The sequence below is a fragment of the Clavibacter sp. VKM Ac-2872 genome, assembly GCF_015351105.1.
In the GTDB taxonomy this organism is placed as follows: domain Bacteria; phylum Actinomycetota; class Actinomycetes; order Actinomycetales; family Microbacteriaceae; genus Clavibacter.
On sequence record NZ_JADKRR010000004.1, the window covers coordinates 17,561 to 30,206 of the forward strand.

The 12,646-nt window shown below is 74.6% G+C and carries 11 protein-coding genes and 1 riboswitch; of the genes, 7 read left to right on the plus strand and 4 right to left on the minus strand.

The features are described 5' to 3' along the window. The first annotated feature begins 40 nt into the window (after positions 1-40). The 3 genes from ITJ40_RS14665 to ITJ40_RS14675 all read left to right on the plus strand — a co-directional run bounded on the left by ITJ40_RS14665 (position 41) and on the right by ITJ40_RS14675 (position 3,702). Positions 41-1,345 carry an MFS transporter gene (locus ITJ40_RS14665; RefSeq protein ID WP_194667777.1) on the plus strand — a complete coding sequence of 435 codons (1,305 nt, stop codon included), beginning with the start codon at positions 41-43 and terminating at the stop codon, positions 1,343-1,345. A gap of 49 nt (positions 1,346-1,394) precedes the next feature. Continuing rightward, positions 1,395-2,324 (plus strand): hypothetical protein, encoded by a 930-nt coding sequence (locus tag ITJ40_RS14670; RefSeq protein WP_194667778.1) that lies wholly within the window; start codon positions 1,395-1,397, stop codon positions 2,322-2,324. 133 nt (positions 2,325-2,457) lie between these two features. Further along, entirely contained in the window at positions 2,458-3,702 is a 1,245-nt protein-coding gene (locus ITJ40_RS14675) for an Nramp family divalent metal transporter (protein WP_194667779.1), read from the plus strand. Between the two features lie 21 nt (positions 3,703-3,723). Here ITJ40_RS14675 and ITJ40_RS14680 read toward each other — a convergent pair whose 3' ends face one another. Beyond that, entirely contained in the window at positions 3,724-4,398 is a 675-nt protein-coding gene (locus tag ITJ40_RS14680; RefSeq protein WP_194667780.1) for a metal-dependent transcriptional regulator, read from the minus strand. Between the two features lie 108 nt (positions 4,399-4,506). Between ITJ40_RS14680 and ITJ40_RS14685 the strand changes: the two genes are divergently transcribed. After that, positions 4,507-5,538: an aldo/keto reductase gene (locus ITJ40_RS14685; RefSeq protein ID WP_194667781.1), complete on the plus strand. Its 1,032-nt coding sequence runs from the start codon at positions 4,507-4,509 to the stop codon at positions 5,536-5,538. Here ITJ40_RS14685 and ITJ40_RS14690 read toward each other — a convergent pair. Then, positions 5,447-6,913, minus strand: a complete 1,467-nt coding sequence (locus tag ITJ40_RS14690; RefSeq protein ID WP_194667782.1) for an MFS transporter — start codon at positions 6,911-6,913, stop codon at positions 5,447-5,449. The genes ITJ40_RS14685 and ITJ40_RS14690 overlap by 92 nt on opposite strands. A 155-nt stretch (positions 6,914-7,068) precedes the next feature. Here ITJ40_RS14690 and ITJ40_RS14695 point away from each other — a divergent pair, with 155 nt between their 5' ends. Continuing rightward, positions 7,069-7,926: a LysR substrate-binding domain-containing protein gene (locus ITJ40_RS14695; protein WP_043586167.1), complete on the plus strand. Its 858-nt coding sequence runs from the start codon at positions 7,069-7,071 to the stop codon at positions 7,924-7,926. Between the two features lie 9 nt (positions 7,927-7,935). On the opposite strand, the gene ITJ40_RS14700 is transcribed toward ITJ40_RS14695, so the two are convergent. Both ITJ40_RS14700 and ITJ40_RS14705 read right to left on the minus strand, forming a co-directional pair. Continuing rightward, positions 7,936-8,460, minus strand: coding sequence for a hypothetical protein (locus ITJ40_RS14700; protein WP_194667783.1), 525 nt, complete (start codon positions 8,458-8,460; stop codon positions 7,936-7,938). Between the two features lie 40 nt (positions 8,461-8,500). Continuing rightward, on the minus strand, positions 8,501-10,138 hold the full coding sequence (locus ITJ40_RS14705) for a DUF3459 domain-containing protein (protein WP_194667784.1): 1,638 nt from the start codon (positions 10,136-10,138) through the stop codon (positions 8,501-8,503). Between the two features lie 201 nt (positions 10,139-10,339). Further along, a riboswitch (ZMP/ZTP riboswitch) is annotated at positions 10,340-10,423 on the plus strand. A gap of 32 nt (positions 10,424-10,455) precedes the next feature. On the opposite strand from ITJ40_RS14705, the gene glyA reads away from it, so the two are divergent. Both glyA and ITJ40_RS14715 read left to right on the plus strand, forming a co-directional pair. Continuing rightward, positions 10,456-11,733: a serine hydroxymethyltransferase gene (gene glyA / locus ITJ40_RS14710; RefSeq protein WP_194667785.1), complete on the plus strand. Its 1,278-nt coding sequence runs from the start codon at positions 10,456-10,458 to the stop codon at positions 11,731-11,733. Beyond that, entirely contained in the window at positions 11,730-12,632 is a 903-nt protein-coding gene (locus ITJ40_RS14715) for a bifunctional methylenetetrahydrofolate dehydrogenase/methenyltetrahydrofolate cyclohydrolase (RefSeq protein WP_194667786.1), read from the plus strand. The genes glyA and ITJ40_RS14715 overlap by 4 nt, the downstream gene beginning before the upstream one ends. Positions 12,633-12,646 lie beyond the last annotated feature (14 nt).

Here is a 12,646-nt window from a genome sequence, read left to right on the forward strand (position 1 = left end):
GCCCCGGGAGCACTCCCGCCGTCACGTCCCCTCAGGTCCCATGACGAACACCTCCCCCATATTCCTGCCCGACCTCGAGCGCGCCGAGCGCGCCGGCCGCCGCCGTACGCGGCCCGGGATCGACCCGTCGTTCCGGTTCCCCTGGGTCGGGATCCTCACGCTCGCCGCGTGCGTGTTCCTCAGCGTCACGAGCGAGATGCTGCCCACGGGCCTCCTCAGCGAGATGAGCGGCGACCTCGGCGTCGACGAGTCGCGCGTGGGCCTGCTCGTCTCGGTGTTCGCGGTCGCGGTGGTCGTCTCCAGCGCGCCGCTCGCGGCCCTCACCCGACGGGTCCCGCGGCACGCGCTGCTGCTCGCGGTGCTCGCGGTCTTCGCGACGAGCAACCTCCTCACGGCGCTGGCGCCGACCTTCGAGCTCGTCACGGCGACGCGCGTGCTCGGCGGGCTCGCGCACGGCCTGTTCTGGGCGGTCGTCGGCGCGTACTCGGCGCACCTCGTGCCGCCCGCGCTCATCGGCCGGGCGGTCGCGCTCACGGTCGGCGGCGGCAGCCTCGCGTTCGTGCTCGGCGTGCCGCTCGGCACCGCGGCCGGGCAGGCGTTCGGCTGGCGGGCGGCGTTCGCGGGGATCGGCGTGCTCACGCTCCTGGGGATCCTGCTCGTGTGGCGGTTCCTGCCGGCGGTCGGGCGGCCCGCACGCGAGGTGCCCGCCGACGCGCCCGCCGGCGGACGCGTCGGGATGCGGCAGCGCATGGCCGGGCAGGGCCTCGGCGGCGTGCTCCTCGTGTGCCTCACGGCGATGGTCATCATGATCGGCCACTACGGCCTCTACACGTACGTCGACCCGTTCGTCACGCGCGTCATGGGCATCCCCGAGCAGCAGCTCAGCGCCATGCTCTTCGGCTACGGCATCGCCGGCGCGGTCGGGCTCGTCATCGCGGGCACCGTGTTCGCCAGCCGACCGCAGCTGGGCGTGCTCGCGGGGCTCGCGGCGGCGGCCGCGGGGGTCAGCGCGCTCGCGTTCGTGCCCGGGCTATGGGCCGTGGCGATCCCCGGCTTCCTCCTGTGGGGCCTCGCGTTCGGCGCCATCCCGACCCTGCTCCAGACGCGCATGCTGCACGCCGCGCACCCGTCGTTCCGGGACACGGCCAGCTCCTTCTACACGACCGCGTTCAACGTCGGCATCGGCGGCGGCGCGCTCGTGGGCGGCGCGCTGCTCGACGGACTCGGCATCGCCGCGCTGCCGGGGGCGTTCCTCGCGGTGATGGCGGTGTCGGTCGTGCTCGTCGTGGGATCCGCCGGCCGGGCCGCCCGGGGTCGCGCGGCCGCCGCGCGCATCGCCGTCTGATCCGACCGCCCTCCCCAGTCGCACGGGGGCGCCTCACGCCTGCGGGAGGATGGGAATCGTGACCACGACCCCCGCGCCCCTCGGCCTCCTCCTCGACGTCGACGGCCCCATCGCCAGCCCGCTCACCCGCACCCTCGCCATCCCGAGCATCGCGGCCGACCTCGTGGAGCTCGCGGCCGCCGGCGTGCCCGTCGTCTTCAACACCGGCCGCTCGGACGCCTTCATCCGCGACCAGGTCGTCGACCCGCTGCTCGACGCGGGGCTCCCTGCTGGCGCGCGCGTGCACGCCGTGTGCGAGAAGGGCGCGTCCTGGTTCTCCATCACGCCGGACGGCGCGGGGGAGGTGCACGTCGACCGGTCGCTCGCGCTGCCGGAGGCGTTCATGCGCGACATGGAGCGGCTCGTCGCCGAGCGCTTCGCCGACTGGATGTTCTTCGACACCACCAAGCACGCGATGGTCTCGGTCGAGCAGCTCACGAGCGTCTCCTCCGCGGACTACCTCCGCGTGCAGCCCGACCTCGACGCGTGCGCGGTCGAGATGCTCACGGCGCACGGCCTCGGCTCGGTGCTCGAGGGCGTCGAGGTGCCGGACGCGCAGGGGAACGTGCAGGTGCGCGTGGATCCCACGATCATCTCCACCGACGTCGAGTCGATCCGCCTCGGCAAGGACCTCGGCGCCGCCCGCGCCCTCGAGCTGCTGGCCGACAGCGGCCCGCTGCCGCAGCGCTGGCGCACGGTCGGCGACTCGCGCACCGACTACGCCATGGCCCGCTGGCTGCACGAGAACGGCCACGAGGTCGCGCACGTCGACGTGCGGCCGGCCGACGGGATCCCCGCGACGCCGTACCCCGTGCTCACGGCCGGCGACCTGATCCACGACGAGGCCGGCGCCGCCCTCCTCACGCAGTGGGTGCGCATCGTGCGCGGCGAGGCGGAGGACGACTCCGCGTTCCTCGCGCCGGGGCGCTGCGCGAGCTGATCCGCGCCGATCCGCGGCCGGCCGGCCGCCGCGCGCGCCGCTGACCGAAGGGCCCGTCCGCATCCGGACGGGCCCTTCCGCGTGTGCGCGAACGGATGTTAGCCTCGGCTAACACTTCCACGGAGAGGCCGCCATGACCCGTACCGCCCCCGAGCGCGCGCGCCGGCCCGTCACCGGCCCGCGGCTCGTGCTCCTGCTCGGGCCGGCGTTCGTCGCGGCCATCGCCTACGTGGATCCCGGCAACGTCGCCGCCAACCTCACCACGGGCGCGCGCTACGGCTACCTGCTCGTGTGGGTGCTGGTCGCCGCGAACGCCATCGCCGTGCTCGTGCAGTACCAGTCGGCGAAGCTCGGGCTCGTCACGGGCCGCAGCCTCCCGGAGCTGCTCGGGCAGCGGCTGCCGACCGGGCGGCGCCGCGCGTTCTGGGTGCAGGCCGAGCTGATCGCCGCGGCCACCGACCTCGCGGAGGTCATCGGCGGGGCGATCGCGCTGCACCTGCTGTTCGGGATCCCGCTCGTCGCGGGCGGTGTGATCGTCGGCCTCGTCTCCATCGGCCTCCTCGCCGTGCAGTCGCGGCACGGGCAGCGGCCGTTCGAGCTCGTGATCGGCGCGCTCCTGGTCGTGATCACCGTCGGCTTCCTCACGGGCCTCGTCGTGAGCCCGCTGTCGGCGTCCGGCATCGCGGGCGGCCTCGTCCCGCGCTTCGACGGGCCGGACAGCGTCCTCCTCGCCGCGAGCATGCTCGGCGCGACCGTGATGCCGCACGCCGTCTACCTGCACTCCTCCCTCAGCCGCGACCGGCACGGCGTGCAGACCGACGACGGCGTGCTCCGGCGCCTCATCCGGGCGACGCGCTGGGACGTGGTCACGGCGCTCGTCGTGGCCGGCGCCGTCAACATCTCCATGCTCCTCATCGCGGCCGCGAGCCTCGGCGGCGTGGCCGGCACCGACTCGATCGAGGGCGCGCACGCCGCCATCACGGCGTCGCTCGGGCCGGTCGTCGGCGTCGTCTTCGCGGTCGGGCTGCTCGCATCAGGCCTCGCGTCGACGTCGGTGGGTGCCTACGCGGGCGCGGCGATCATGGGCGGCCTGCTGCACGTGAAGGTGCCGCTGCTGGCGCGGCGCGTGGTGACGCTGATCCCGGCGCTCGCGATCCTCGCCGTCGGCGTGGACCCGACGACCGCGCTCGTGATCAGCCAGGTGGTGCTGAGCCTCGGGATCCCGTTCGCGCTCGTCCCGCTCATCCGCCTCACGGGCGACCGCCGCGTGATGGGCGCGCACGTCGACCGGCCGCTCACGCGCGTCGCGGCGTGGGTGGCGGTGTCGCTCGTGGTGGTGCTGAACGTCGCGCTCGTCGTGCTCACCGTCACGGGCTGACGCACGCGGGTCGGCCGGGCGTCAGTCGGCGTCGGACACCCAGACCGCGGAGGCGGCGGCGGGCGTGAGCGGCCTCGCCGCGGACCCGTCGACCGTCACGCGCACGGCGCCGGGAGAGCCGGACGCGGCCTCGCGCACGAGCGTCGCGTCCAGCCCGATGCCGTGGTCGGCGAGCTCGCGCAGCAGCCGCGGATCCTCGTCGGAGATGCGCCGCACGCGCATGGGCCGGTCGGCGGCGGCCTCCGCGAGCCGGGTCGCGTCCGGCAGGTGCGGCTCGCCGTCGGCCGAGGGGATGGGGTCACCGTGCGGATCCCGCGACGGGTGCCCGAGGTGCGCGTCGATGCGCGCCACGAAGTCGTCGGAGACCGCGTGCTCGAGCACCTCGGCCTCGTCGTGCACCTCGTCCCACCCGTAGCCGAGCACCTCCACGAGGAACGTCTCGAGCAGGCGGTGGCGGCGCACCATCTGGATCGCGTGGCGCCGGCCGTCGTCGGTGAGCTCGATGCTGCCGTACGGCCGGTGCTCCACGAGGCCCTGCGCGGTGAGGCGGCGGATCCCGTCGGAGGCGGTCGCGGGCCGGATCCCGAGCCGCTCGGCGAGGCGGCTCACGGTCATCGGCTGGTCGGTCCACTCGGTGGCGGTCCAGATGAGCTTGAGGTAGTCCTGCGCGGCGCTGGAGAGCTCGTCGACGGACATGCCGCCATGGTACCGAGCGGCTCCGCCCGGTTCCCGGCCGCCCGGGCGGTGCATGCTGGAGCAGACCGCGGGCAGGGACGCCCGCGGCGGATCCGATGGAGGAACCACATGCAGTACCGGAATCTCGGGAACAGCGGCGCGATCGTCTCGACCTACGCGCTCGGCACCATGACCTTCGGCGCGGAGGCGGACGAGGAGACCTCGGGACGCATCCTCGCGGCGTACGTCGACGGCGGCGGCACGTTCATCGACACCGCGGACGTCTACACGTCGGGCGTCTCGGAGGAGATCGTCGGCCGCTGGCTCGCGGCCCACCCGACCGAGGCCGACCAGCTCGTCGTCGCCACGAAGGGCCGCTTCCCGATGGGGGAGGGCAACAACGACGTCGGCACCTCGCGCCGCCACCTCACCCGCGCGCTCGACGACTCGCTGCGCCGCCTCGGCGTCGACACGATCGACCTCTACCAGATGCACGCGTGGGACGCCGTGACCCCGCTCGAGGAGACCCTGCGCTTCCTCGACGACGCCGTCCGCGCCGGCAAGATCGCGTACTACGGCTTCTCGAACTACCTGGGCTGGCAGCTGACGAAGGCCGTGGGGGTCGCGAAGGCGCTGGGCTACACGCCGCCCGTGACCCTGCAGCCGCAGTACTCGCTGCTCGTGCGCGAGATCGAGTCGGAGATCGTGCCCGCGTCGCTCGACGCCGGCATCGGCCTGCTGCCGTGGTCGCCGCTCGCGGGCGGCTGGCTCACCGGCAAGTACCGCCGCGACGAGACGCCGACCGGCGCGACCCGCCTCGGCGAGGACCCGGAGCGCGGCATGGAGGCGTTCACGCCGCGGAACGGCCAGGAGCGCACGTGGGCGATCCTCGACGAGGTGCGCCGGATCGCGGACGCGCACGGATCCAGCTCGGCCCGGGTCTCGCTCGCGTGGCTCGAGGCGCAGCCGGCGGTGACCAGCGTGATCCTCGGCGCCCGCACCGTGGAGCAGCTCGAGGACAACATGGCCTCGGCCGACCTCGCGCTCACGGCCGACGAGATCGCCTCGCTCAGCGCGGTGAGCGCGCCCGTGGTGTCCGAGTACCCGTACGGCCCGGCCGGCGTGCAGCAGCGCCACCGCGCGATCGACGTGCGCGCCTGAGCCCGCCGCCGGCCGTCCCCTCGTCCGCCCCGGCGACGCGGGGACGGCCGGCACCCGGAGCCCGGGGCGTGATCCGCACGCGCGGCACGTGCCGGCGCACCACGACCTCGAGGGTCAGCTGGCCGCGGCGCGCGAGGATCACGGCGACCACCGCGGCGGCCAGCGCCGGCATCCCGCCGGACACGACCATGCCGGCGTGCACGCCCCACGCCTCGACGATCCCGCCCATGAGCGGACCGCCGATCGCCTGGCCGCCGAGCAGCACGAGCACGTAGACGCTCATCACCCGGCCGCGGATGGCCACGTTGCTGGAGAGCTGCACGAGCGAGTTCGCGGCGGTCTGGAACAGCAGCGACGCCATGCCGACCGTCACGAGCAGCACCGCGAACGGCGCGATCCCGGGCATCAGCCCTGCGGCCGCCTGCAGCAGGCCGGTGATCCCGACGCCCACGACGATGGTCCGCAGCCGCACGGTCGCGCGGCGGGTCGAGAGCAGCGCGCCCGTGAGCGCGCCGATCGCGACCATCGAGTTGAAGAACCCGTAGCCGCCGGCGCCCACGTCGTAGACCTGGCTCGCGAACGCCGCGAGCAGCACGGGCATCGTCAGGCCGAAGACGCTGAACACCGCCACGAGCACGACGGGCCACAGGATGGTCGGCTTGGAGCGCGCGTACCGGAGGCCCTCCGCGAGCTGGCCGCGGCGGCGCGGGGCGGGCGGGATGCGGATCAGGTCGCGGGTCCTCAGGCTCCACAGCGTGAGCACCACCACGACGCACGCGAGCGCGTTGATCGCGAACGACCAGCCGGCGCCGACGGCGAGCAGCAGGATCCCGCTGAGCGCGGGCCCCACCATGCCGCCGAGCTGGAACACCGACGAGTTCACGCTGATCGCGTTCCGGAGGTGCTGCTGCCCCACGATCTCGGTGACGAACACCTGGCGCGCCGGGTTGTCGATCACCGTCACGAGCCCGGTCGCGAACGCGATGGCGAAGATGTGCCACGCCTCGACGGCGCCCGAGAGCGTGAGCACGGCGAGGAGCGCGCTGAGGAGCGCGTACGTGCCCTGCGTGATCATCATCAGCATCCGCTTCGAGCACCGGTCGACGATGACGCCGCCGAGCAGGCCGAAGAACAGCATGGGCGCGAACTGCATCGCGACCGTGATGCCGACCGCGGTGACGCTGCCGGTGAGCTCGAGCACCAGCCAGTCCTGGGCGATGCGCTGCATCCAGCCCGAGGTCATGGCGATGACGTTGGAGGCCGTGAACCGGCGGAAGTTCGGCACGCTCAGCGCGATGAGCGTGTGGCGCCACGGCGGGCGCTGCGTCTGGGTCGGGAGCGGGGCGGTCGGGGGGAAGGCGTTCGGCGGGGTCACGGTGTTCCTGCGGTGGCGGTTGCGTATGGGTGGCGTCGGTTCTGCATGGATGGGCTCGGCGTCGAGCCGCGATCGACGCTACCGGCGGGCTTCCCATTCGGATCCCGTCTCGACATGATGAGTGGCATCACATCCTCGAATGGCCGGGAGGCGCCGTGCTCGACCCGACCCTGCTCGCGACCTTCCTCGCCGTCGCCGACACCCGCAGCTTCACGCAGGCGGCCGCGCGGCTCGGGATCAGTCAGCCGACCGTGAGCCAGCAGGTGCGGCGGCTGGAGCGGGCCGTCGACCGCACCCTCATCGCGCGCGACACCCGGGCCATGCGCCTCACCGACGCGGGCGACGCGATGGCCGGCTTCGCGCGCACGATCCTCGCGGCGCACCGCGCGGCCGAGAGCTACTTCGGCGGATCCGAGGTGAGCGGCCGCCTGCGCTTCGGCACCGCGGACGACCTCGCCATCACGCAGCTCCCGCGGATCCTCCGCCACTTCCGGCAGCTGCACCCGCAGATCGAGCTGGAGCTGACGGTGACGCAGAGCGGGCCGCTGCACCGGCGCCTGCTGGCCGGGCAGCTCGACCTGATCCTCACCAAGACCACGGTCGACGAGCAGCCGGGCGCGCGGCTCGTCGGGCGCGACCGCATGGTGTGGGTCGGCCTCGAGCGCACGCTGGTGGAGCCGGGCGCGACGGTGCCGCTCATCGCGTACCGCGCGCCGAGCATCAGCAGGCAGATGGCGATGGACGCGCTCGAGCGGGAGGGCCGCACCTGGCGGATCACGTGCAGCACGCGCGACGTGAACGGCGTGCTCGCGGCGGTGCGCGCGGGCATGGGCGTCGCGGTGCTGCCGCAGGCGCTGATCCCCACGGACCTCGTGAAGGTGACCTCGCGCCTCGGACTGCCGGAGCTCGACGAGGTGGACTACGTGCTGATGGACAACCCGGCCGGGCCGCGCGCCTCCATCGAGGCGCTGACCTCGGCGATCATGTCGCGCGGGGTGACGCGCGCCAGCTGACCCGCGGGCCTACCAGCGGGCGACGGGCGGCATGTCGTCGTCGGGCCAGACCTGGCGGGCGCGGTCCTCGCGGGCGCGGTCCTTCCGGCCGCGACCCCAGCCGCGTCCCCGGCCCGCGGGCGGGCGAGGGGGCTCGGGCTTGTCGGGATCCGCGCCGGGCGTGCCGGGCTGCTCGAGCTGCATGGCGAGCGCGCGGAGCCGGGCGTCCATCTCCGCGTGCGCGGCGGCGGCCTCGGCGATCCGGGCGCGCTCCTCGTCGACGTCGGCGGGGATCCGCATGACCTCCTCGAGCGGCAGCGCGTCGGCCTCCGCCTCGGCGAGCCGGCGCGCGCGGCGGCGCGAGGCGAGGATGCCGAACGCGCCCACCGCGATCTGGAACAGGCCGAGCCACCCGGACGCGTCGTTGACCGGCGCGAGCACGTGCCAGGCGCCGAGCGCGATCCAGCCGATGTTGACCCACATGGGCCAGGCGAACCCCGATGCGGGCCGCGCCTGCTCCCGGGGCTCGTCCGTCTCGCGTCCCTCGTCGCTCATGCCGTTCCTCCGTGCCGACCCGTCCGTGCCTGCGAGTGTGTCACGCGAGGTCGTGAGCCGCCTGGAGCCAGACGAACGTGCGCGGGCTGAGGACGATGCCCTTCGTGAGGCGGAGCCGCTCGTCGCGCACGAGGTCGACGGCGTGCTCCGCGAATCCGCCGAGCGTCTCGGCGGAGACCGTCGCGGGCTCGTCGCCGAGGTTCGCGAGCACGAGCACGGTGCCGTCCGCATGCGGACGCTGGTAGCCGAGCACGTGCGGGTCGTTCGCGTCGAAGCCGACGACGCGCGTGCCGCCGAGCGCGGGCGTGGCCCGGCGGACCGCGATGAGCCGGCGGATCCCGGCGTGGATGACGCCCGTGCTCGTGGTGCGGTCGTCGCGCTGGTCGTAGCGGTCGAACGGGTAGAGCGGCCGGTTCACCCACCTGCTGTCGTCGGCGTGCGCCGGGACGTCGTCGTATCCGTAGTCGTTGAGCTGGCCGACCTCGTCGCCGAGCACGATCAGCGGCAGGCCGCCGGTGCTCAGCGCGATGGAGTGGGCCAGCAGGATCCGCTCGACCGCGCCCGGGTCGTCCTGCTCGAGGCCCGCGAGGGACGCGGTGGTGCCGGCCACCGCGCCGTCGGCGTGCTCGACGCCGCGGGCGTGGCTGCCGGCGAACCGGCCCAGGTGGAAGTCGGCGAGGAAGCGGCGGTGCTCGTCGGGGTCGATGCCGAGGGCGCGCGCGTCGTCGTCGTCGAAGGCGAAGCGGAGGGCGTCGTGGCTGCGGACGCGCGCGGTGCCGGCGGATCCGGCCGGCGCGTCTCCGCGGCGCCCGAGGGCGCGGGACAGGAGCGCGGCCGACCGGGTGGCGAGGGCCTCCCAGATGAGCGCGGTCAGCGCGGGGTCGTCGGCGAGGCGCACGGCGTCGCCGTCGAGGAGCTCGGCGGAACCGCGCGGATCGGCGTCGGCGGCGAGGGCCAGGGCGAAGGCGGGGGAGACGCGGCGGCCGAGGGCGGCGACGACGCGGAGGAGGGCGGGCCGGTCGGCGTCGTGCGCGCCGAGGACGGCGGCGGGATCCACGCGGATCACGTCGACCCCGACGGCGGCGAGGGCGACGGCCTCGCGGACGGCGCCGCGGATCCGGTCGGTCAGGGGCGCGTCGGCATCCGCGTCGGAGAGGTCGACCGCGAGCGTCAGCCCGGCGTCATGCAGCGCGTCGACGAGGTCGCCGAGGTCGGCCGCGGATCCGAGGCCGGCCCGCACGCGCACGCCCGGCGCGAGGAGCGCGGCGTCGTCCACGTCGGCGTCGCCCGCGGGCGCGGCGACCGGCGTGATCTGCAGGTGGGTGAGGCCGAGGTCGCCGAGCGCGGGGATCCGCGCGGCGAGGCCCCGGAGGTCGTCGGCGTACCGGTCGACGTAGCAGACGCCGCCCGTGCGGAGGTCGAGGTCGAGGTCGTCGGCGGCCGCGGCCCGGCGGGCGCGCACGTCGCGGAGGTCGGCGGCCAGCGCGTCGGCGAGGGCGTCGGCGTCGTCGCCCACGAGCGGGCGGAGGTCGGCGACGAGGGCGTCGCGGTCGAACGGGGGCGCGGCGGCCGGCTCGACGGGGGCGCCGGTCGGGGAGGCGGCGGCGTCGTGGGCGCGCGCGTCGTCGCGGTCGTGTCCGCCTGCCGCGGGATCGGTCGTGAGCGATGTGCTCCCCATGCTCGGTCCTTCCTCCGCATCCGGCGGGCACCATCGCCCGACCCATCGATCCTACGGGCGGGCGGGTCGCGTGACCCCGGGATCGTTCGTGCCCATCGCATCCCGTCGCCCGGCGGCCAGCCCCCGGTCGGTCGGGCGGTCGGCCCGCCGGCCACCTGGGCGGATGCGCGCCTCGCGGGCGCGCGCCCGCCCGGGTAGGATCGGAGCCGTCGCGACTGGCGTTCGGATGGGTCACCATCGGGGAGCGACTCACACGGTTGGTGGCCGTACGCCTGGGCCACGACGCATCCATTCGTCCACCGTGCTCAAGGAGTCCCATGCCCGTCGACCAGTCCTTCAACGCCCCCCTCTCCGAGGTCGACCCGGAGATCGCGGCGGTCCTCGAGCAGGAGCTCGGCCGCCAGCGCGGCACCCTCGAGATGATCGCCAGCGAGAACTTCGTGCCGCGCGCGGTGCTGCAGTCGCAGGGATCCGTGCTCACCAACAAGTACGCGGAGGGCTACCCGGGCCGCCGCTACTACGGCGGATGCGAGTTCGTCGACGTCGCCGAGCAGCTCGCCATCGACCGCGCGAAGAGCCTCTTCGGCGCCGAGTTCGCGAACGTCCAGCCGCACTCGGGCGCCACCGCGAACGCGGCCGTCCTCGCCGCCATCGCGCAGCCCGGCGACACGATCCTCGGCCTCGAGCTCGCGCACGGCGGCCACCTCACGCACGGCATGAAGCTCAACTTCTCCGGCAAGCTCTACGACGCGGCCGCGTACGGCGTGGACCCCGACACCTTCCTCATCGACATGGACGTCGTGCGGGAGAAGGCGCTCGCGCACCGCCCGCAGGTCATCATCGCCGGCTGGTCGGCGTACCCCCGCCACCTCGACTTCGCCGCGTTCCGCTCCATCGCCGACGAGGTCGGCGCCACGCTCTGGGTCGACATGGCGCACTTCGCGGGCCTCGTGGCCGCGGGCGTCCACCCCTCGCCCGTCCCGTACGCCGACGTCGTCTCCTCCACCGTGCACAAGACCCTCGCGGGTCCCCGGTCCGGCGTGATCCTCAGCCGCGACACCGCGCTCGCCAAGAAGCTCAACTCGGCCGTGTTCCCGGGCCAGCAGGGCGGGCCGCTCATGCACGTCATCGCGGCCAAGGCCACGGCGTTCAAGATCGCGGCCACCGAGGAGTTCGCCGACCGGCAGCGCCGCACCATCCAGGGCGCGCAGATCCTCGCCGAGCGCCTCGTCGCGGCCGACTCCACCGAGGCGGGCGTCTCCGTGCTCACGGGCGGCACCGACGTGCACCTCGTGCTCGCGGATCTGCGGGACTCGCCCATCGACGGCAAGCAGGCCGAGGACGCGCTGCACGAGGTCGGCATCACGGTCAACCGCAACTCGGTGCCGTTCGACCCGCGCCCGCCGATGGTCACGTCCGGTGTCCGCATCGGCACGTCGGCGCTCGCGACCCGCGGCTTCGGCGAGACCGAGTTCACCGAGGTGGCCGACATCATCGCCGAGACCCTCAAGCCCGGCAGCGACCTCGCCGCCCTGCGCGCGCGCGTGCTCACGCTCACCGACGGCTTCCCGCTCTACGAGGGCCTCACCCAGTGACCGCGGTCGTGCTCGACGGCGTCGCCACGGCGTCGGCCGTCAAGTCGGAGCTCGCCGTGCGGATCCGCGCCCTCCGCGAGCAGGGCCTCGTGCCCGGCCTGGGCACGCTCCTCGTGGGCGACGACCCGGGATCCCGTTCGTACGTCGCCGGGAAGCACCGCGACTGCGCCGAGGTGGGCATCGAGTCCATCCGCATGGACCTCCCGGCCGACGCCACCGAGGCCGACGTGCGCACCGCGATCGAGCGCCTCAACTCGGACCCGGCCGTCACGGGCTACATCGTGCAGCTGCCGCTCCCGGCGGGCATCGACGAGAACGCGATGCTCGAGCTCATCGACCCGTCCAAGGACGCCGACGGCCTGCACCCGACCAACCTCGGGCGCCTCGTGCTCGGCGTGCAGGGCGAGCTGACCTCGCCGCTGCCGTGCACCCCGGCGGGCATCGTCGAGATGCTCGAGCGCTACGAGGTGCCGATCGCCGGCCAGCACGTGGTCGTCGTCGGCCGCGGCCTCACGGTCGGGCGTCCGCTCGGCCTGCTGCTCACGCGCAAGGGCCTCGACGCCACCGTCACGCTCACGCACTCGCGGACGCGCGACCTCGAGCAGGAGGTCCGCCGGGCGGACATCGTGGTCGCGGCCGTCGGCGTCGCGCACCTCATCCGGCCGGAGTGGGTCAAGCCGGGCGCCGCGGTGCTCGACGTGGGGATCACGCGCGTCGTGGACCCCGAGACCGGGAAGGCACGCCTCACGGGCGACGTGGATCCGGCCGTCGCCGAGGTCGCCGGCCACCTGTCGCCGAACCCGCGCGGCGTCGGGCCGATGACGCGCGCGATGCTGCTCGTCAACGTGGTGCTGGCCGCCGAGCGCGACGCGCGCCTGGCCGCCGAGCTCCGCGGCTGACGGCGCTCGCCGCG